The organism is Desulfosporosinus youngiae DSM 17734, from assembly GCF_000244895.1.
Taxonomy (GTDB): domain Bacteria; phylum Bacillota; class Desulfitobacteriia; order Desulfitobacteriales; family Desulfitobacteriaceae; genus Desulfosporosinus; species Desulfosporosinus youngiae.
In genome coordinates, this window is record NZ_CM001441.1 from 2,854,032 (window position 1) to 2,871,879 (window position 17,848).

Below are 17,848 nucleotides of genomic sequence, written 5' to 3' on the forward strand. Positions count from 1 at the left end.
AAATAAAATGGTGGATCATAATGAACAAAGAACTGATAAATCAAAGCATCGACTATATTCTCAAGCATTTTCATGAAGGCCTCTCTGCCAAAGATGTCGCGGATCATTTTCATTTCTCGGAGTTTTATTTTAGCAGATCCTTTAAGGCGGCGACCGGCGAAAGCGTCTATGAATTTATTAAGCGTCTGAAAATGGATCAGAGCGCCATTGATATTAAGCTTATAAAGAACAGACCCATTACCGATATCGGATTGGATTATGGGTACAGCTCATCCAATTACAGCTCCGCATTCAAAAAGCATCATAACGTTTCCCCGGCAGAATTTCGCAAATCAACAAACGTTACGGATATGGCAAATCCTTTCTATCCGGAAGGCCTTTCAGAATTCGACACATTTAAAGACTATGCCGGTAAGATCAAAATAAAGCAACTTGAAAATTTCTTAGTTATTTACGAAAGGGTTATCGGAACCTATATCGAGCTGAAAGAAAAATGGCCGCGTTTTATGCACAAATATAGAGATTACATTAAAGCTGAAACGCTGTTTATTGAGAGGTTTTACGACGATCCTGCGATCACCGGCCTGGACAATTGTATATGCGATATTTGCATGACGGCGGATGAGTTCTGGGCACCAGAAAATATAACAACGATAAAAGGCGGCAAGTTCGCAATTTATCATTATGAAGGAAAAATACGTGACATATTCTGCTCGGTACAGGGGGTATTCAGCATCTGGCTGCCCGAGAGCGGCTATATCATGGATAAGCGATACGGCTTGAACATCTATCAAAAGATCGACGGAAACAGCGAATATGTAAGCATGGATTTATGTATCCCGGTTAAATAAATTAGAGCAAGAATTCAGAAGTAATGAAACAGACTTTTCTCTATAATGAGAGCAATCCGGGCACGGAGCTTCTCTTGGAGAAAGGTCTGTTTTATTTTAGCGAAGAAAACGTATGGAGGTATGGAAATGTTTGATGTAAGAAAAATTCAGGAGCAAATCATTTTTGAGGCCGTCAGGAAGCAGAGCGAGGCCGGGACGGCAGCCGAAATTGTATACGGGAAAGATGGAACAGCAAAAGGTGAAACTAATGCCGATTGGGTAAAATCCACGATGTGCCGATTGGAAGACAAATTTGACCAAGAAAGGACAAAACAGATCCGGATGAACTGCCAGTGCGGTTACGGAATGGACGAGAAGCTGGCCCTTTTGAATGAACTGAAAACCGCCGCGTCAAACATGGAAGAATTTGCTGCTTCTGACAAGGCCAAGGCTGCGGGCCTGTTTTGTGAAAACGGCCAACTATTGCTGCAGTTTTTATTTTGCCCCTGCCCCATGCTTGCTGACGTGGACAAATTAAAAACAAAAACCTGGTGCCAGTGTACGACAGGGTACAGTAAAGTCCTTTTTGAAAAAGCCTTTGGGTGCATGGTCGATGTAGAACTATTGAAAAGCATAAAAAGCGGGGACGATATCTGCCTTATGAAAATCATCCCTCATGGCCTTATCTGGAACTAAAGCGGCAAAAATGTGATAATGACCGGAAACGATTTTGTCAAAGGAGTATCCCCTGGCTATCAACTACTGCGCGGAAGCCGGAGCAGGAGAGCTTGTCTCCTCAAATTCGGATTCGAATCCGAATTTGAGGAGACAAGCAGTACTTCTTTTTGGTGTCCCAAAAGGAGACCTATATCACTTATAGTTGTAACTGTTGGCAGTAAAAGCATTTTATTTCTGTTGACTTATTGTTTGAAATTTATACAATTTATAGTGAGTAGTGTATAAATTTCCATTTAGATTTACTGAAAGAGGCAGTAAAGTGATGCTGCCCGAAAGTTAGATTGGAAGCTATCTCTGTCAATGTGACCGGCCTTGAGAAAAGTTCCTGCGTAGAATTGAAATGGCAAATTTTCCTCTTAGAGGAGAAAAGTGCCCTTGGTCGGAAGAGCTGCCGGCTTATGTCAGTGAATTTCTCGAAAAGGCCAAAGAGGAATTGGTGGAAGCCTATGAGGAAAATTTAAGAAAGCGTTAGTTGAGGTTTGGGAAGGAAACAGGCGGTTGCCGCTAAGAGTGGCGGAGGAAGAGGGTGGAAATGTGAAGAAAGTGATATTCCTAAGCATTGTTCTGGCTGTTTTTTTCTTAAGTGGCTGCAATAACAGCAATAATCCAGGTAATCCGGGCAAAGAGGGGAATAAGCCGGGTGAGGATATCAGCTCAGTCATAAATTCCAAAGGGGGACAAAATTCAGCCGAATTTGTACCGGACTGGTTATATCAGTCATTGCTGGCTAAATTTGATTTGGATGCTGAAAATGAGTTGGAGCTGCCAAGAGAAGCTATCACTTTGGCCCAGGTTAATATGAAGAATTCCGCCGGACCCCAAATAGCCGCTTATGTAACCTTGGATCGTGTGGAAGGGTATTTCCTGCTCTATGAGTTCGCTGAAGGCAATTATAAGGAAGTCTATTCCTTGCACCAGCCGGTATACGGGCTGCAGGTCTATGGCGGCTGGGGAGGAAAGCAAATGATTGCCTTTGTTTCGGGTCATGGGGGGACGGGTTATCAGGAAAACTATTTTCATCTTATCAGTTATACTAAGGACGGCTACAAAGAAATCTGGTCCGGATTAGCAGAGAAGATGGAGTTCGTCCAGCTGCCTTATCGCAGAACTGTGGGTTCTCTTAATCTGTCCATGGATAATCAGTTATTGATCTATTCGACAATGAACCATGAATACGCTAAACCGGAGGAGGATATTACCAATCCGGATAGAGTTGCCAAGTCGGTTGAGTTGTATCGTTACGATCCCCAGGCAGAACAATTTGTCGCAAGTTCCAACTGAGTGAGTGACCACCGCTTCGGTGAAGAATGCTATTCCTTTTAATTCAAATATTGCCGACAGAATTTATGCCTGAAAGAACCATGTTCTACTGGTCGAAGATGTACACAGGCCAAATAAAGCCGGGAGATACCTATGCCAAGTTAAAAAAATGTATCACCATTAATATTGTCGATTTCAGATGCACCCCGCTTCAGAAGTTGCACTCCAGCTATCATTTAATTGAGGACGAAGCAGGATACAAGTTGACCGACATATTAGAGGTACACTTTCTGGAGATCATAAAACTGGCAGATAAAGAGATTCCAAGAGGTGAGAATGATAAGGTCATTGAATGGATGGAATTTTTGGATGCCAAATCAAAAGGAGTGATAGAGATGTTGGCTGAAAAGAATAAAGACATTAAAAAAGCTTATGACATTTTGCAGATCATCAGTAAAGATGAAAAGGCAAGAATGCTGTACGAGGCCAGAGAAACCGAGCTGCATGACCAGCTGACGAGGATAGAGTCAGCGAAGAATAAAGGCAAGGCAGAAGGAAAAGCGGAAGGCAAAGCAGAGGGAAAGGTGGAAGTTGCGAAGAAGCTTCTGGATCTGGGTATGGAGGTCTCAATGATAGCTCAAGCAACAGGTATGAAGGAAGAAGAAGTTAAGCGCCTAAAAGATTAACCCCCTTGACGCCATCCATTTTGCGGATATAATAGTAATTATTAAGAATAGATTGTCTTAGGTGCCCTGCTAAAGGGAGAATAGGGAACCGGGTGCAAGTCCCGGACGGGCCCGCCACTGTAAAGGTAAGCCGATGTCAACAACCACTCCGGTTTTGGGGGAAGGGACATAAGGGCGATGAACCTGAGTCAGGAGACCTGCCTGAGATAAGAGAGGCCTTTAACGAGAAAAAGGTTCTGTGAGGATGATGGAAAATCCACGCTATGAGTAGTGTGGATTTTTTTGTTTTTAAAAAAGGAGGATCAAAATGAGAGCGGCTGTACTGGAAGCTATTGAAACGTTGACCCTGACAGAGGTGGATACTCCTCAATGCGGAGAGGGGGAAGTCCTCATCCGGACCCAGGCCTGCGGAATCTGCCGCACGGATCTGAAATGCTTAACTCAGGGGCAAAAAGATTTAAAGGTCCCGCGGATTCTGGGACACGAAATTGCCGGGATTGTGGCTGCCAAGGGTCCGGGTGTCAGTCAGGTCTCCCTGGGGGACAGGGTTCAGGTAGCTCCCGGAATACCCTGCGGTACCTGCAGTTATTGTTTGAGAGGTCAGGATAATCTCTGCGATTCGATGAAGATTATTGGCTTTCATCTGAATGGCGGCTTCGCCGAGTATTTATTAGTTCCGGCCAGGGGGGTTAAAAACGGCGTACTGCAAAGGATACCCGATCATGTTTCCTTTGCAGAAGCTGCCCTCACTGAGCCTTTGGCCTGTTCAGTTAACATGCAAAGCTCTTTAAATGTCTCAGATGAGGACTCGCTGCTTATTATCGGGGCAGGGCCTTTGGGGATTTTAAATGCTAAATTAGCCCGAGCCAATGGTGTCAGGAAAATTATAGTAGCCGAGATTAACGAAAGGAGAATCAAGCAGGCGGAGAAATTGCCTATTGACTGTGTGATCAACGTCAAAGAAAAGGATTTAGTTAAAGAAATCATGGCGCTGACCAAGGGGGCGGGAGTGGATGCGGCAATTCCCTGTTGTCCGGGTCTGGAAGCTTTTAGTCAGGGCCTGAATGCTTTAGCCAAAAGAGGACGCCTGGGCTTTTTCAGTGGTTTAATAGGCAATACAGTCCCAGGCTTTGACTTGAATACTATCCACTACAAAGAGCTGTTGGTTTTGGGAGCTTATGGCTGCTCTTTGTCTCATAACAGAAAAGCCCTGGCGCTGATTGCGGAAGATAAGGTCAGGGTGAAAACTATGATCAGCCGCAAACTTCCTTTAGATGAAGTGGGAAGTGGTTTGGAAATGGTGCGCAGGATGTCTGAAACATCCATCATTGTTGAGTTTTAAGGAGGAAATGCTTATGTGTGCAGAAAAAGCTAAAGAATTCGGGTCCGTCATAACCAGGCTCATTCAGTCCCAAAACATCACCAGGAAGGAAGCCAAAGCCGTGTTTTCAGAAATCCTCCGCAATGAGCCCTCGCCTATGAATCAAGGCGCCTTTCTGGCTGCTCTGGCGGCCAAAGGTGAAACGGCTGAGGAGATTGCGGGAAGCTGGGAGGCTATCTATGAACTGGATACAGTCAAGGTGAATCCTGAAACAGAGCTGCCTTTAGTGGACAATTCCGGTACCGGAATGGACTCATTTAAAACCTTTAATATCAGCACGGCTGCTTCAATTATTGCCGCAGCCAATGGAATCAGAATGGCAAAACACGGCTCCAGGGCTATTACCTCCTATTGCGGCACGATTGACATTCTGGAAGAACTGGGTGTGGATGTGGAATGCCATCCGGAAATAGTCAAAAAAAGCATTGAAAAAGCAGGAATTGGTATTTTTAATGGCATGAGTCCCCAGGTTCATCCCCAGGCTTTAGGCAGAATTCTGGCGCAAATTTCTTTCGGCACGGTCCTTAACATCGCTGCCTCTCTGGCCAACCCGGCCCTGCCCCAATACGGGGTGCGCGGGGTGTATGCCAAAGAAATGCTGGAACCCGTGGCCCGGGTCATGAAGGAGATTGGCTACAAAAAGGCCCTGGTAGTTCATGGAGTGACTGAAGACGGTACCTTAGGCATGGATGAAGCCTCCAATTTGGGAGAAACTTTTATTGCCGAATTAAAAGAAGACGGAAGTATCCTCAAGTACTCCTTTACTCCCGAAGACCTGGGAATCAAGAGAGGTAGGAAAGAAGAGATTGCTTCCCTCAATAACCTGAAAGAAGAAACTATCCGCATGCTGGCCTTGTTAAATGGAAAGGATTGGGGAGCCCGTTCCGATATTGTTTGTTTAAATGCGGCCCTGATAGTTTATCTTATGAACCAAGTCAGCACTATCCGGGAAGGGTTTGAGAAGGCTCAAGAAATTATTGCCGCTGGTAAGGCTATGGAAAAATTACGGGATTGGGTAGCGGCGCAAAATCACAATCCTGAAAAGGGATTAGCCCGATTGGAAAAACTGACCAGGAAGGCTTTGGCCGGTTAAGTTATTTAAATCTTTGCACAGGTAAATCGGAGAAGAGAGGATGAGCCGCTGTGAAACTATATGCCTTAAAATGCCGGGGTCAATATCTAAAGGTCAGCGACAGGGAGGGTTATCAATGGGTAGACCTGGATAAAGCCAGTGTCTTCCCGCCGGAGAAATTCCCGGTCATCGAGGAATACCTTGAAGAAGTGAAAAAGAGGGGGCTGAGGGACGTGCGGATCGTAGAGCTGATAGTTACGGAAAGTGCAGTGGAATGAGGAAAAAATCTCCGGTTCCTTTGGCAAAACAAGGGAACCGGAGATTTTAAAATTTCAGAGTGGGGAACACTTGGATTTTCTTAAATTGAAAATTAGAGTTAATGTCGCATTCTTACAAAATTCCTTATCTACAATGTCTCACAATCTAAGATATGTAGCACTTGTGGGCAATCTATTGATTTTTGCCAAGAGCAAATATACAATAAGTCCAAAAGTTAGATAAATCTAACCAGAGGAGGAGATCAATGGAAATGAAAAGAAAAAGTGTAATCCGAATGAGACGATCCTTAGCATTCATCCTGACTTTCATTATGGCTTTTTACATGAGCTTTGCTTGTGAAATGAATGCTTTGGCCAGGGATTACGGCGACAAAAATCTTCAGGGATCGGAGCAGGCATTGACAGTTGTCTTTGCTCCTCACGGCGGAGTATTTAAGGATGATGGGAGAACAGAACCAAGGGAGACTATTTTTTTTACGGATAGTATTGATAATGATAATCAATACTATAAGATAATTGCCGATACAGATATTCCTGAACTGGAAGAACGCTCCGGTTATGTTTTGGAAGGCTGGTACCTGAAGGGAAAGAAGCTGGCAGAGGGCGACCGTATTTTTAATGATGTCACCTTTGACGCCCGGTGGAGTGAGCCGGACAGTGCTGTAAACCCTGGCCCTGACCCGGAGGCTGCTGCCGATGCGGACATCAATCCCGGCACTGACAGCGGTGTCGAGGCGGGACTTGACGCTGACAGTGATCCAGACGCCGACGGGGATACGGACACAGATGCCGGTATAGATGAGGGTACAGACCCGGGCCTTGACACCGGCGGCGATATTGATTCGGGAACGGAGAACGGTTCCGGAGAAACGGGACTTGAGGAGAATTCAGAGAATAGTGAGGCAGTACTGCAGGGTGAGGAGATTAGCGTTGCTTTTAATCCTCAGGGCGGAATATTTAAGGATGACGAGACAAAGGAAATTAGGGGGTTTATTTTTTTTGCCAACAACACTGATAATGATAATCAATATTATAAATTAGCTGACGGTGAGGACATACCGTTGTTGGCGGAAAGACCGGGCTATAGTTTTGAAGGATGGTATTGCCAGGGAACAAAGCTGGAAGCTGGCAGCCGGATTTTTGACGGCGCTGCTTTTGAGGCCCGATGGAGTGAGGCCGTTACGGTCAATCTCTTGGCAGCAGACTCGGAATTCAAAGAGTTCGGTGAGAAAGAATTCACGGTGGAAGGGGAAGAAGTCACCCTCTTCTTTGATCCCAAAGGCGGGGCCTTTGCGGATGACGGCGCTGCGGAAACCAGGGAACTTGCCCTTCCTGCCGACGAGCTGGATGGGGATCATTACTACTACAGCATCATTTCTGCCGAAGATATTCCCGAGCTGGCGGACCGGCCCGGTTATACCTTTGCAGGCTGGTACTTTGAGGGGGAAAAGCTGGCAGCCGGCGACCACCTTTACGGGGAACTCATCCAGTTTGACGCCAAGTGGAAGGGAACTAATACCGCCACAGTTAATGAAAATGTCAAGGGATTGTTTGGCGGAACCCTGCCCTTGATTAAGTTTGGCGGAGCCGGGCAAATGGCCCAGTTATCCGTTCAAGCCCTGGCAGAGCCCAAAAGCGCCGAAACCCTGGCTGCGGTTGCTGCTGCTTTAAGCATTGCCGAGCCGGATGTGAACTCGGCGGTTCAACTGGACATCGACCTGGTTTCAGGGACAGTGGGTCCTTACGGGGTTGTGATCACCATGCCGGTTCCCCAGGCCCTGGCGGGTGCGGACCGGATTGCGGCCATTCATTACGGTTCAACCACAGAAGCGGTTCGCTGCGAGATTTCCGAGGATGGGGACAGCCTGAGCTTCACCCTGGAATCCTTCAGCCCGGTGGTCCTGATGGCAGGGGGAGCGCCGGACTATGCCACGGTTTACATTGAAAATGTCAGAGGCGGGGTTCTGGCGGTGTTCAATTCCAAGGATGTCAAATTGCTGCCGGTAGGAGAAAATGTGCAGGTAGCTATTGGCGATACCCTGTATATGCTGGCCTATCCCATGGAGGACGGCAAGGGAACCATTGCCTCCGTCGGTACACGGGCGGAGACCACCGGCGGCCGGCCTATTCCTCTCGTCGGTCCTTACGGGGGTACCTATACCCTGACCGTCACTCAGGATACCATTCTCACTACTACCTTTGAACGAAGGGCCGACGATTCCCTATCCGTCCAACCCGCTGAGGAAGGTTTTCCGGTAGGGGCAGGTGAGACGGGAAGGTCCATCAGCACCACTCTCAAGGCCTATCGGAACGGAGACGTTCTGAGCGGGGCAACCTTTGCCAAATCCGGTGAAAAAAGCGGCTTTGAGTTTACGCTGACAGAGGACGGCCTGCTGACCAGCGCCGGTGAAGTGGAGCTGGGCCGCTATACGGTTTATGTAGATGTCACTTACGATGGGGAGACCTATGCAGAGCTCCCGGTCACGATTAACTCCGGCTCCGCTGTAACCATTGAGCAATACCTGGCCAATAATGTGCGCAGCGACCTGCTCAATATGTGCTTCGATAAATCCCTGGCCTATGCCCAGGGCACTGGGATGGAAACGGTTTTAAACAACGGCTATGCGGCGTTTCCCATGTATAATTACGATAACTTTGCCGGCGTCTATACAGCCGACGGGAAAAAGGTTGCCGCCACTGATAACGCGGTGCCCCAGGCTGAGAACCACTACTTTATGAGACATGCCAATAATGAAGGAGAGCTGTACAGTCTGACTGTCCGATCTCTGCCCAGCGGCAGCTCGGGAGCCAAAGAGTTTGGCGAAAAGGAATTCACGGTGACGGATGAGGTAGTAACCCTCTTCTTTGATCCTAAAGGCGGAGCCTTTGAGAATAACGGCACAACTGAAACCAGAGAGGTTGTCCTTCCTGCCCGAGAACTGGATGACGATGGATATTATTACAGCATCATCTCTGCCGGGAATATTCCCGTACTGGCGGACCGCCCCGGCTATACCTTTGAAGGCTGGTACTTTGACGGTGAAAAGCTGGAAGCCGGCGACCACATTTACGGGGAGCTGATCCAGTTTGACGCCAAATGGAGAGGGACCAATACAGCCACTGTTGATGAAACTGTCAAAGGATTCTTTGGCGGAGCCCTGCCGCTGATTAAATTCGGCGGGGCGGGGCAAACGGCTCAATTATCCGTTCAGGCTCTAGCGGAACCTAAAAGCAGCGAAACCTTGACTGCTGATGCCGCCGCCTTAAACATTACCTCGCCGGAAGTAGATTCAGCGGTTCAGCTGGACATTGACCTGGTCTCGGGAACCGTCGGTACCTATGGGGTTATTATCACCATGCCGGTTCCTGAGGCACTGGCGAATGCGGATGAGATTGCCGCCATTCATTACGGCCAAACCACAGAAGCGGTTCGCTGCGAGATTTCCGAGGATGGGGATACCCTGAGCTTTACACTGGAGTCCTTCAGCCCCGTTGTCTTGCTGGCCGGGAAAGCGCCGGAATACGCCACGGTTTACATTGAAAACGTCAGAGGCGGGGTTCTTGCGGCATTCAATTCCAGAGATGTAAAATTACTGCCGGTGGGAGAAAATGTGCAGGTAGCCATTGGAGATACACTGCATATGCTGGCCTATCCCATGGAGGACGGCAAAGGGAAGATTGAATCCGTTGCCACGGAAGCGGAAACGACCGGCGGTCGTCCCATTCTTCTCGACGGTCCCTATTACGGCACCTATACCCTGACCGTCACTCAGGATACTATTCTCAGCACAACCTTTGAACGGGTTGCAGCAGATGACGATTCCATATCCGTCATGCCCGCTCAGGAGAGTTTCCCGGTGGCGGCAGGTGAAACGGGAACTTCTATTAGTACAACTCTCCGGGCATACCGGAACGGAAACCTTCTCACTGGGGCCACCTTTGCCAAGTCCGCGGAGGAAAGTGGCTTTGACTTTGCGCTGACAGAGGGGGGAGTGCTGACCGGCGAGGGCGAAGTAGAGCTGGGCTGCTATACGGTTTATGTGGATGTCACTTACGGCGGAGAGACCTATGAAGGGCTGCCTGCAGCCATCAACTCCGGCTCATCTGTAACCATTGAGCAGTACTTAGCTAATAATGTGCGGAGTGACTTACTCAATATGTGTTTCGACAAATCCCTGGCCTATGCCCAAGGCACTCGGATGGAAACGGTTTTAAACAATGGCTATGCGGCGTTCCCTATATACAATTACGACACTTTTGCCGGCGTCTATACAGCCGACGGGAGAAAGGCTGCCGACAGCGATAACGCAGTACCTCAGATTAAGAACCACTACTTTGTGAGACATACCAACAATGAGGGAGCGCTGTACAGCCTGACCGTCCAATCCCTTCCCGGCGGCAGTGCGGACGATGACGATAATAACGATAATGACGATGATTCGGACAGCGGTTCAAGCGGCAGTTCAGGCTCAACTGCCAAGGATAAATATGTACCTAACTCCTCTATTGTGGAAAAAGCAAGTGAAGTGAGGGTTACTCTTACCGGCAGTTCCTCTAAAATTTCTTCTGCTCAGCTTAAGAAACTCATTGACAAGAATAAGGATAAACCCATTGTCTTCAATGGCGCCGATTATACCATAACCTTTGCCCCGGGCAGCATGCAGGCGACCGCCGGGCAGACGGGGATTGACTTCGGTCTTAAGACCGCTGTCGCTGCCGGCAGCATAAATCTCCCGGATTCGGACGCGGGCAACCTGGTCCTGGTTTTAAGCTTTAAGCACAGCGGAGCTTTGCCGGGAGAAGCCGCCGTCAGGGTTAAAGCCGGCAGCAGCTATGCAGGCCAAACCCTTCATTACTATTACTATAATGAAAGCACAGATCAGCTGGAATACAGGCAAAGCGTCCGTGTAGACTCCCAAGGCTTTGTCACGGTAAACCAGGACCATTGTTCCGATTACGTCCTTCTCACCCAAAAACTGACCGTTAAGGAGATCGGCTTGGCGAGAATTTATGGGGAAAGCCGCTATGACACGGCTGTGGAAATCGCCAAAGCTTACTTCTCTGCCGGTGCCGACACCGTGATCCTGGCCCGGGGAGACGTCTCCGCCGACGCTCTGCCGGCAGTACCTTTGGCTAAGAAACTCGACGCCCCGATTCTGCTCACTCCTCCGGATCACCTGCCGGACAGCGTTCTGGCCCAAATCCAGGCCCTGGGCGCTAAAAAGGTGATCATTACCGGCGGCATCGGAGCCGTCCTGCCTGCCGTATCTGACCAGCTGGCAGCTCAGGGAATCAGTGTGGAACGGATTTACGGAACAACTCAGTATGAAACGGCCTATGAAATTGCCAAAGCCCTGGGCAGCGGGGCGGGCCAGGCCGTTCTGGTCAACGGCAACAGCGGGCAGGGCTCCTTTGCCGACGCTCTATCCATTGCCTCCTGGGCAGGATATCAGGGAGTACCTATCCTTTACGCAGGCGGAGAAGGGGAGACTCTGCCGGAAGCCACGGCCCGGGCTTTCAATGAACTGGGCGTCAGTCAAACCCTCCTCATTGGCGGAACGGCAGTCCTGCCGCAAGGTTTGGAAAGCCTCGTCCCCAACGCCAAGCGCTATGACGGCATCGACCGTTACGGTACCAATGCCCGGGTTCTGGCTAATCTCCAGCCTGATCCCCAAGCCATCTATGTGGTCAGCGGCCGGGATTTTGCCGACGCTCTCTCCGCAGCAGCTGTGGCAGCCCAAAACAACGCCTGGCTGCTGCTGGCGGGCTACCAGGGAGAAGGGGGAAGCAATGGTTTGACCCTGGAGCAGCAAGCCCTGCTCCAGTCAGCTAAAGAGAAGGTGGAGGAAGTACGGATCTTCGGAGGCACCATGGCTGTACCTCAGTCCACGCTGGAAGCTGTTAAAGCTCTTCTGGAAGACTAAGATGGTTAAAATTGTTAAGTTACGCAACTAAGGTTGTCAAACTACGCCTATGAAGATGTCAATAAGTATAGGAACCGGTCCGCAAAGCCGGACCGGTTCCTGAACTAACAAAATAACGAATGGCATAGCCCGTTGGCTGGGGTACTGATGTCGTCCTTTTTCTGGTCCTACACTTTGAATTAACTTGGTGAGGCGGCCTGGCGGACCGAATTCCCGGCTGCAGTGTTTAAAGCTAAAGAAGCGTAGATTTCGGTAATATACTCCACCAGGATCTGTCCCATTTCTTCCGGCGTCTCGCGAGGATCTTCCAACTGCCACCAATTCATCACATGCCAAAGGCCGCCCATCCCGTAGAAAAAATGGTATCTGGTTTTATGGTCTAATTCCACGCCGTTCAAATATTGTTTAACTTTAGAAGTTACATGCTCATAATAGAGCTTATCCATCTTATCGGAAAAGAAGCAGATCATATTGCTTGCTTTCAAAAGTTTAAGAAAATCAAGATAGTCATTCCAAAACTCAAAATAGGAGATGGCGACGGTTTTAAAATTTAATTCATTTTTAGCCAGGACTTTTTTGGCAAAATCCTCAATGACGACTCTGCACTGTAGGAACAGGACGTCCTCTTTAGATTTAAAATGCCGGTAAAAAGTCCTGCGGTCTAAACCTGCTTTCTCGGCCAGCTCTTTAATTTGAATTTTATGGAAAGGTTTTGTTTTCATTAAGGTCAGCAGGGCATCAATAAACCATTGCTGGGACTGATTGAGGATAAGATCAGCTGTTTTCTTCATAAAAGCCTCCTTATGCCTTGTGTTAATCATGATACAGTCAACTTATTTTTCCTTTATTGCCAAGAATAGCATAAAGAGAAATATATCACAAGGTTAGTAGTCATTAATAAAGGAGCTCCTTTCTTTAACGGCGTTAAAGAGAGGGGCTTTTTTTAAACTTCGGACTTAGATTGGAAAATGAGAGTAGTAATGGGACCTGTTGTGACGGTACTAATTTTAAAAAGAGCAGGAAGCAAGCTGATTGTCAACTTGCTTCCTGCTCTTAATCTTGCGGCGGATTATGTTAAACTGAAGAGTCCGTTCCTCAAATAATTTTCGTAAATCCCGTCAAGGCCTCTAATTGAGCGGCAAGATCCTGTACGGCGGTAGAAATCTCTTCCATAGCTGCCGATTGTTCCTCACTTATAGCGCTCAACTCCTGAATTTCATCGCTGATAAAATTACCGGAGTCGGCAATGGCTTTTAAAATATTGTTCACTTCTTTAGCCGAGCTGTTGCTTTTCGCCGAAAGGCCCCGGATTTCCTCGGCCACAACGGCAAAGCCCTTGCCGTTCTCGCCGGCCCTGGCTGCTTCAATGGCGGCATTTAAACCGAGAAGTTTGGTTTGATCCGAAATGCTTTTGATCATTTGAATAATGTCATCGGTTTTTTTAACATCGGCTTTGGTGTTGACAGCGGTTTGGGACAATTCTTCGCCAACTGTCGCCAGTTTCTCGGAACCCGTGGCAATCTCCTGAATACTGCTGTTGATTTCCTGAAAGGAAGCGCTGAACTGTTCAATGATTTCACCCAGCTTATTTTGGTTTTCCAGACTTGTGCCGACGCTGATTCCGCCGATGACTTGCTGGTTTTCATCAAAAATAGGCTCTGTGACGGTTTTATAGGCTACCCCCAGAACTTCTTTGTCGATTTCTAAGATTTCCGACTTTCTTTCCCGCATGGCTTTGGCCAGGGATGTGCCCGATTTAAGCTGATCGCCGGCCTTAATGCCAATGTCAAAGGTTTTGGCTGCCTGGTAAGCCAGAATGGTTTGAGTGTCACTTACGGCAACGAAAACATCCATTAGAAAGAGCCTATTTAATAACGGAGTCATTCTGGCAAAAAACTCCAATGTTTCTCTGCCCATAAATTTTTCCATATTAATACCTCCAATTTTAGACCGCCTATTTATTAAACACAACTGCAATTTTGCGATAATTAATAAATGCTCTCGAATTATGTAAGGAATAAGATATCGAATTATGTAGGGCATTCTTTATAATAGAGGATTAATCGCATAATTTGTAGTATCTTTATGAATTTGTCACAACCGCGGTTATGACAAATTCATAAAGATATATCACTCCCGGCTTAGATAAGGTTATTGTAAAGGTATCAATTTTAGGAGGTAGAAATCTTTGACTTACATAAAATTTGGTGAGTGTTTGACGTCGTTACTTTCGATTCTGGATATAAGTGCCAATCGATTGTCAAAAGCGATCAATGTGGACAGCTCATTGGTTAATCGCTGGGTTAACGGCAAACGGATTCCGGGCTATGATTCAATCTACATAGAGAGTATTACTGAGTACTTTGCTAAAAACTTCTTGAATTCCTTGCAAATCCAGCGTTTGAATGAGCTTTTCCTAAGTGCCTGCGATAATCGGGAGTTGGCGGGTATGCCAAAAGAGATGATCGCTAAATTATTGTTGGAAGCCCAAGGGTATTCCATGGAATGCAAACGGAGAGAACGAATCAACCGGCTTCAGAAAGGACAAAACCCTATTAATGACGAGAATCCCTTATTTGCTATCAATGAGCTTACTCATTCCGTAGCTTTGTCAAAAGAAGATAAAATAATTTTTCAGATTGAAACTATTTTATCCGCGGCCGTTTCTTTGCTTGAAATAGCAGCCCAGCAAACCTGTGAAAATAACGAGACTATTTACATAACCTATAATAACGACATGTCTTTAGCCAATCAAAATAGACATTTAATGGATGGTTTAAGAAATGCCTTGTTAAATGCCATCAATAAGGGTTGGCAGGTAATTTTGTTAGTCCATTTAAACAGTAATATCAACAGAATAATCAGCCTGATAAAATTTGCCAAACCTCTTGTGAAAACCGGAAAATTTAATTCCTATTATCTGAATAAATACTACACTTCCGGCACAGGCAGAGAGAACATTACGGTTCCGGGTATCGGAGCACTATCGTGTTTTTCAACCGGGGAGAATTCGGAAGTCAATTGTGCTTTCTATTTTAGAAATGAAATTGCCGTTGAGGTTTTTAAAAACTACTATCAGATGCTGATTGCCAATCATAATCAGCCCCTCATAAAATACTATGCCCGGGAAAACAGCCACATTTTCAACCAGTGCCTGCTAAAACGTGAGGAAACTATTGGGGACCGGTTTTTATACAAGCCTTGTGCCGGGCTGGTAACATTGCCCGAAAATTTATATCTTAAACTTCTAAAAAAAAAGAGCGATCCCATGATGAGCTGCTCAGGGCTTTGACTTTTTTCCAAAAGCGATTAGCGGCCTTTTTAGCCAATGTCAAAGAGTATCAATGTTATGACATATACTCGGCGGATTCAATCAAGGATCTGATTAAACAGAGAAAGTATTTTCTTTATAGCCCCTCGGGTCTTGAGCCGGTTGATCTGGAAGTTGAGGATGCCGTTGAACTTCTGGAGAATATGGTAGCCTTTCTTATAAAATATGAAAATTATAATATTGCTTTTCTAACTCAAAATGAGGGTACTGAGAGCTCTGTTAATAGCAGCTATTATTGTCTGGTTAAAGAAAGACAAGCTATATTTTTTGAAGTACTTGACTTTTTGGAAGGGGAACCGGGAGTACGGTTAGCCATAACAGAACCTATGCTGGTTAAGGCCTTTGAGGATTATTTTAAAGACATTTGGGAACAGATTGCTCCCGTCAATAAGAACAAGCAAGAGCTTATTCAATGGCTGAAAAGTCAGATTAATTTACTTAAGAAATAAGTATCTTGCAAAAGCTTGTGATTACTAGGAATGTATCTTCCTTCGTTTTTTAGCATCTGCCTTTTTCCGAGCTTCGGTTTTGGGCGCGTAATCCACAAGCTCGGCACACGCGCCGCCGGCTATCGCCCAAAGGTACAGGCTTGCTACTGTTGCATAGGGCGAATACCGGCGCTTATATTTGGCAAACAATTCAGGCGTGATTTTACGGTGATGATATATCATCCTAAGTCCGCGGTGGATAGCAAGATCATCCCAACTCATGATATCCATACGCTGCATGGAAAATGTCATTAGCATTTCCGCAGTCCAAACGCCAATGCCTTTTATCCGGCAAAGCCGTTTGCAAATTTCATCGTCTGTCATCGTATGCAGATGGGCTAAATCTAAACTCCCATCCAGTACCGCAGCTGCAATCTCTTTGATATATAAGGCCTTGCGCATGGATATTCCACAAGTCTGCAAGTCTTCGGCTGATATTATCCCTATGTTTTCCGGCGTTAAAGGCGCAAACTGATTTTGCATACGCTCCCAAATGGTCGCTTGTGCCTTTGTAGATATTTGTTGTCCAACAATAGAATTGACAAGTGCCATGAACATATCGGGGATGACAACACGGTCTATGTGTCCCACTTCGTCTATCGCGGCACCTAAAATCGGGTCTTTAGCTTTGAGGTGCTCGATCTCTTTTTCTCCATATTGAAAATAGTGTGTGTCAAGCATCGCGTCTTTCCAACTCCAACAAGTATTCTTTGGCGGGAATCCCACCGATATAGCCCGTCATACTGCCGTCTTGCCCTGTCACCCGATGACAGGGAACAATGATGACCATAGGGTTACGGTTATTCGCCATACCTACTGCCCGGCTTGCCCGAGGATTGCCAATCATCACGGCAACATCTTTATAGCTGCGAGTTTCCCCAATGGGAATCGTCTGCAAGGTTTTCCAGACAGACATTTGAAAATCCGTGCCTTGAAGAACCAGCGACAAATCAAAAGACCTGCGCTTCCCGGCAAAATATTCGGTGAGCTGCGCGGCCGCTTTCTGAATGAGCGGTGTTTCAATGGTTTCAAAATCGGCGGGCGTGGTTTCGCCCTTAAAAAATATACGGCATATCGCGCCGTTATCTTCTGCAATTCCAAGCATACCGACAGGATAATTATAGAAAAATACGCTTTTCATGTTTTTGCTCCTTGCTGTTATTAGGAATGTTTCGGTGAATGCCGGGAACCTTGTTTAACTCCCGATATTCCCTTGGTGTTGTCCCAGTTTGTTTTTTGAAAAAACCATAAAAGGATGGCAGACTATCATATCCAATATTACCGGCGATATCAATAATAGGGGTATCCGTCTCTGCAAGCATTTTCCTTGTATAATCAAGGCGAGTTTTGTTCAAATATTGACTTGGCACCATTCCGTATTGCTGCTTGAAGACAGCAGCTAAATGGCTGGCCGATACGCCAAGTCTTTTCATTTCTGCCGCAAGGCGGTTTCTCTCCTGGAAATAATCATCGATCAGGTTTTTTGTTTGTTGTGCAAGCTCCAGCATAGGCGCATAATCAAGTAAATCGGGACGACAGCGTTTGCATGGGCGAAAGCCCGCTTTTTCAGCGTCCTCCTGTGTTTCAAAATAGTTCGTATTCTTGCGCAGTGGTGTCCTTGATTTACAAGACGGGCGGCAATAAACACCCACCGTTTTTACTGCGTAAAAAAACTGCCCATCATAGCTTTTATCACAATCCACTACGGCTTTCCACATCTTATCATCTGTAAGACCCATTGTTTTTTTCATCTCCATATAGCGGTTTGGTTTTGTCTTATAGTATAGCACCGGGAGATTGATAAGTCTTATCGGATTTCCCGGTGTAATTCTGCTAAAACGTACATTACCTTTGCGGAAA

The 17,848-nt window shown here is 46.7% G+C and carries 16 protein-coding genes and 1 riboswitch; of the genes, 11 read left to right on the forward strand and 5 right to left on the reverse strand.

All coding sequences use genetic code 11. The features are described from left to right. Positions 1-20 precede the first annotated feature (20 nt). The 9 genes from DESYODRAFT_RS13180 (at position 21) to DESYODRAFT_RS26655 (ending at position 12,169) form a co-directional block, all read left to right on the forward strand. On the forward strand, positions 21-851 hold the full coding sequence (locus DESYODRAFT_RS13180) for an AraC family transcriptional regulator (RefSeq protein ID WP_007783832.1): 831 nt from the start codon (positions 21-23) through the stop codon (positions 849-851). Positions 852-977: 126 nt separating this feature from the next. After that, positions 978-1,526: a DUF6144 family protein gene (locus DESYODRAFT_RS13185; RefSeq protein ID WP_007783834.1), complete on the forward strand. Its 549-nt coding sequence runs from the start codon at positions 978-980 to the stop codon at positions 1,524-1,526. Between the two features lie 382 nt (positions 1,527-1,908). Further along, complete coding sequence (locus DESYODRAFT_RS29550) at positions 1,909-2,040, forward strand: hypothetical protein (protein WP_282433024.1); 132 nt, start codon at positions 1,909-1,911, stop codon at positions 2,038-2,040. A 62-nt stretch (positions 2,041-2,102) separates the two neighbouring features. Then, positions 2,103-2,849: a hypothetical protein gene (locus DESYODRAFT_RS13190; protein WP_042339704.1), complete on the forward strand. Its 747-nt coding sequence runs from the start codon at positions 2,103-2,105 to the stop codon at positions 2,847-2,849. A 26-nt stretch (positions 2,850-2,875) separates the two neighbouring features. Beyond that, the gene (locus tag DESYODRAFT_RS13195) at positions 2,876-3,514 is read left to right on the forward strand and encodes an Rpn family recombination-promoting nuclease/putative transposase (RefSeq protein ID WP_052315264.1); all 639 of its coding nucleotides are present in this window, start codon (positions 2,876-2,878) and stop codon (positions 3,512-3,514) included. 42 nt (positions 3,515-3,556) lie between these two features. Further along, positions 3,557-3,733, forward strand: a riboswitch (cobalamin riboswitch). Between the two features lie 88 nt (positions 3,734-3,821). After that, positions 3,822-4,856: a zinc-dependent dehydrogenase gene (locus DESYODRAFT_RS13200; RefSeq protein ID WP_007783840.1), complete on the forward strand. Its 1,035-nt coding sequence runs from the start codon at positions 3,822-3,824 to the stop codon at positions 4,854-4,856. A 13-nt stretch (positions 4,857-4,869) separates the two neighbouring features. Continuing rightward, a complete protein-coding gene (trpD, locus tag DESYODRAFT_RS13205; RefSeq protein WP_007783843.1) occupies positions 4,870-5,988 on the forward strand; it encodes an anthranilate phosphoribosyltransferase in 1,119 nt (372 codons plus the stop codon). Positions 5,989-6,038: 50 nt separating this feature from the next. Continuing rightward, on the forward strand, positions 6,039-6,245 hold the full coding sequence (locus DESYODRAFT_RS13210) for a hypothetical protein (protein ID WP_007783844.1): 207 nt from the start codon (positions 6,039-6,041) through the stop codon (positions 6,243-6,245). A gap of 245 nt (positions 6,246-6,490) precedes the next feature. After that, positions 6,491-12,169 carry a cell wall-binding repeat-containing protein gene (locus DESYODRAFT_RS26655; RefSeq protein WP_007783848.1) on the forward strand — a complete coding sequence of 1,893 codons (5,679 nt, stop codon included), beginning with the start codon at positions 6,491-6,493 and terminating at the stop codon, positions 12,167-12,169. A 179-nt stretch (positions 12,170-12,348) separates the two neighbouring features. On the opposite strand, the gene DESYODRAFT_RS13220 is transcribed toward DESYODRAFT_RS26655, so the two are convergent. Next, complete coding sequence (locus DESYODRAFT_RS13220) at positions 12,349-12,960, reverse strand: TetR/AcrR family transcriptional regulator (protein WP_007783851.1); 612 nt, start codon at positions 12,958-12,960, stop codon at positions 12,349-12,351. 304 nt (positions 12,961-13,264) lie between these two features. Beyond that, positions 13,265-14,098 (reverse strand): methyl-accepting chemotaxis protein, encoded by an 834-nt coding sequence (locus DESYODRAFT_RS13225; RefSeq protein WP_007783854.1) that lies wholly within the window; start codon positions 14,096-14,098, stop codon positions 13,265-13,267. Between the two features lie 259 nt (positions 14,099-14,357). Here DESYODRAFT_RS13225 and DESYODRAFT_RS13230 point away from each other — a divergent pair, with 259 nt between their 5' ends. Both DESYODRAFT_RS13230 and DESYODRAFT_RS27350 read left to right on the forward strand, forming a co-directional pair. Next, on the forward strand, positions 14,358-15,461 hold the full coding sequence (locus DESYODRAFT_RS13230) for a hypothetical protein (protein WP_083842171.1): 1,104 nt from the start codon (positions 14,358-14,360) through the stop codon (positions 15,459-15,461). Beyond that, the gene (locus tag DESYODRAFT_RS27350) at positions 15,458-15,949 is read left to right on the forward strand and encodes a hypothetical protein (RefSeq protein WP_083842172.1); all 492 of its coding nucleotides are present in this window, start codon (positions 15,458-15,460) and stop codon (positions 15,947-15,949) included. The genes DESYODRAFT_RS13230 and DESYODRAFT_RS27350 overlap by 4 nt, the downstream gene beginning before the upstream one ends. 24 nt (positions 15,950-15,973) lie before the next feature. On the opposite strand, the gene DESYODRAFT_RS13235 is transcribed toward DESYODRAFT_RS27350, so the two are convergent. From DESYODRAFT_RS13235 to DESYODRAFT_RS13245, 3 genes are read right to left on the reverse strand one after another with little or no spacing between them, the layout of a single operon-like run. Continuing rightward, positions 15,974-16,669, reverse strand: coding sequence for a DNA-3-methyladenine glycosylase family protein (locus DESYODRAFT_RS13235; protein WP_007783860.1), 696 nt, complete (start codon positions 16,667-16,669; stop codon positions 15,974-15,976). Then, the gene (locus DESYODRAFT_RS13240) at positions 16,662-17,129 is read right to left on the reverse strand and encodes a methylated-DNA--[protein]-cysteine S-methyltransferase (protein WP_007783863.1); all 468 of its coding nucleotides are present in this window, start codon (positions 17,127-17,129) and stop codon (positions 16,662-16,664) included. Before DESYODRAFT_RS13240 ends, DESYODRAFT_RS13235 begins: the two co-directional genes overlap by 8 nt. After that, positions 17,107-17,727, reverse strand: a complete 621-nt coding sequence (locus tag DESYODRAFT_RS13245) for a bifunctional transcriptional activator/DNA repair enzyme AdaA (protein ID WP_007783865.1) — start codon at positions 17,725-17,727, stop codon at positions 17,107-17,109. The genes DESYODRAFT_RS13240 and DESYODRAFT_RS13245 overlap by 23 nt, the downstream gene beginning before the upstream one ends. Positions 17,728-17,848 lie beyond the last annotated feature (121 nt).

Bases quoted from the DNA above. Each gene is read 5' to 3' on its own strand.
- DESYODRAFT_RS13195 (WP_052315264.1), top strand. From the start codon at position 2,876: ATGCTATTCCTTTTAATTCAAATATTGCCGACAGAATTTATGCCTGAA.
- DESYODRAFT_RS13185 (WP_007783834.1), top strand. From the start codon at position 978: ATGTTTGATGTAAGAAAAATTCAGGAGCAAATCATTTTTGAGGCCGTC.
- DESYODRAFT_RS13180 (WP_007783832.1), top strand. From the start codon at position 21: ATGAACAAAGAACTGATAAATCAAAGCATCGACTATATTCTCAAGCAT.
- DESYODRAFT_RS13235 (WP_007783860.1), bottom strand. From the start codon at position 16,669: ATGCTTGACACACACTATTTTCAATATGGAGAAAAAGAGATCGAGCAC.
- trpD (WP_007783843.1), top strand. From the start codon at position 4,870: ATGTGTGCAGAAAAAGCTAAAGAATTCGGGTCCGTCATAACCAGGCTC.
- DESYODRAFT_RS26655 (WP_007783848.1), top strand. From the start codon at position 6,491: ATGGAAATGAAAAGAAAAAGTGTAATCCGAATGAGACGATCCTTAGCA.
- DESYODRAFT_RS13220 (WP_007783851.1), bottom strand. From the start codon at position 12,960: ATGAAGAAAACAGCTGATCTTATCCTCAATCAGTCCCAGCAATGGTTT.
- DESYODRAFT_RS13200 (WP_007783840.1), top strand. From the start codon at position 3,822: ATGAGAGCGGCTGTACTGGAAGCTATTGAAACGTTGACCCTGACAGAG.
- DESYODRAFT_RS29550 (WP_282433024.1), top strand. From the start codon at position 1,909: ATGGCAAATTTTCCTCTTAGAGGAGAAAAGTGCCCTTGGTCGGAAGAG.
- DESYODRAFT_RS13240 (WP_007783863.1), bottom strand. From the start codon at position 17,129: ATGAAAAGCGTATTTTTCTATAATTATCCTGTCGGTATGCTTGGAATT.
- DESYODRAFT_RS13245 (WP_007783865.1), bottom strand. From the start codon at position 17,727: ATGGGTCTTACAGATGATAAGATGTGGAAAGCCGTAGTGGATTGTGAT.
- DESYODRAFT_RS13225 (WP_007783854.1), bottom strand. From the start codon at position 14,098: ATGGAAAAATTTATGGGCAGAGAAACATTGGAGTTTTTTGCCAGAATG.